This window comes from Adlercreutzia murintestinalis (genome assembly GCF_943192905.1).
Classification (GTDB): Bacteria; Actinomycetota; Coriobacteriia; order Coriobacteriales; family Eggerthellaceae; genus Adlercreutzia_A; species Adlercreutzia_A murintestinalis.
In genome coordinates, this window is record NZ_CALPCC010000046.1 from 1 (window position 1) to 1523 (window position 1523).

The following is a 1523-nucleotide window of genomic DNA, read 5'->3' on the forward strand; positions in this document are numbered from 1 at the left end:
CCACGGGCACGATCAAAGTGACACCGCACCGCAACATCACTTGCAATAGCCGGTGCTACATGTTGAACAGATCGCTGTGCGACCCGGTCCGAACCGCCGTCAGCACAAGAGCATTCCTGTCAATGCGATAGATAAGCAGCCAATCCGGCTCGATATGGCACTCGCGATGGCCGCGATACACGCCCGAAAGCACATGATCGCGCATGCTCTCTGGCAGCGCCTCACCGCTGCGCAAACTGCTGATCGCCGCGTCCAGCTTGCTCAGGTCAGCCCCTTGTTTCCGCTTTGCCTTAACGTCCTTTTTGAACCTCGACGTATACGCAAGATCGAGCATCATTCGTCACCATCGGCGAAGATGGAGTCCCACATTTCGCGGTTGGTCTTGAAGGGACCCGCCACCTTACCAGTCGCAGCATCCTCCATCGCCTTGAGCGTGTCCGCGTTGAATCCGTTGGGGTTCGCGGGATCGAAGGGGAAGCCGCCGCGCCGATTGAACGCCGACACGAACATACGCAGCGCATTGCTTGGTGATGTGCCGATCTCTTCGCATAGCTGGACGAACGTGCCCTTCTCGTCCGGGGTGACCTTGGTGGATAAAGGGGCGGTTGCAGAGGCGCTCATGGCTGTCTCCCTTGATAGATGCTCATAGCTTCTTTTAGCTGCCATTATATGTTTTTAGTTGCTAAAGCACTACATCAAGGTTTGAAAGATACACGTTTTCGCCCAAAAAATGGTTTGCAAAATACATGGGATGGCGAACTGCATTGCGCCATGAGTCGGTTTTTTCATCTCTCAAATGCGCGAATCGCTCTGTCTTCTCTTCGGTTGTCAAGGTGCTTGGTTGGTTAGTTCTGGCCGTGCTGAATAGTTCAGCTTGTGTGTTGCTCGTTACAGTCGTGCTTGTTGTTGCTTGACCTCGTGTTGGGAAGGCGATTGGAGCAGCTCCGCTCAGAAGCTGCGCAGCCCTCGCTTCGCTGCTCCACCTCTCAAAGCGCTACCTATAACTATGACTGCACATCAACGATCATAATGGGAAGGGCCCAAGTGGTACATGGGCTATAATCTCCCCAGAAGGCTGCTAGATCATTTTCGTTTGACCCTGCAAAATCGGTACTGGAATAAACACTTGGGGTGCGTAAAAGTGTTTGCTGACCAGTAACTAAATCAGATGGGATTTTTTCGCCGCCAAACACTATTTCTTCACTATAAATTGTCCACGATTCGCTTTCCTCAAGAAAATTCCCTGGCACGGGTAAAAAGATCCTATCCATGGTAGTGTAAAACTCAGGATTGTCTCTAGAAGATTCCGGTGTTTTAGTTTGCACGCTTGTTTCAACAATCCTATTTTGAAGTGCGGGAGAAAGACTTTTTAGATACTCCCCGTTCAAAAACGCCCGGACGTTATTATCACGCCAACAGTTGCTATCTGCGTCAGGAATCTCAATGTATTCTTTGGTAATGAGGACAGGATTGTTGTCATCGGAGTATGAAACAAAATAATACGGATGGTTACCGATCGTGAT

3 protein-coding genes are annotated in these 1523 nt (G+C 50.4%); all 3 read right to left on the reverse strand.

Annotation, left to right across the window (positions count from 1 at the left end):
• Window positions 1-55: 55 nt before the first annotated feature.
• Complete coding sequence (locus NFR19_RS08815) at window positions 56-337, reverse strand: type II toxin-antitoxin system YafQ family toxin (protein ID WP_251213419.1); 282 nt, start codon at window positions 335-337, stop codon at window positions 56-58.
• Window positions 334-621 (reverse strand): type II toxin-antitoxin system RelB/DinJ family antitoxin, encoded by a 288-nt coding sequence (locus NFR19_RS08820; protein ID WP_251213420.1) that lies wholly within the window; start codon window positions 619-621, stop codon window positions 334-336. Before NFR19_RS08820 ends, NFR19_RS08815 begins: the two co-directional genes overlap by 4 nt.
• Before the next feature lie 383 nt (window positions 622-1004).
• The coding region (locus NFR19_RS08825; protein WP_251213421.1) for a DUF6273 domain-containing protein at window positions 1005-1523 on the reverse strand (519 nt) is incomplete at its 5' end.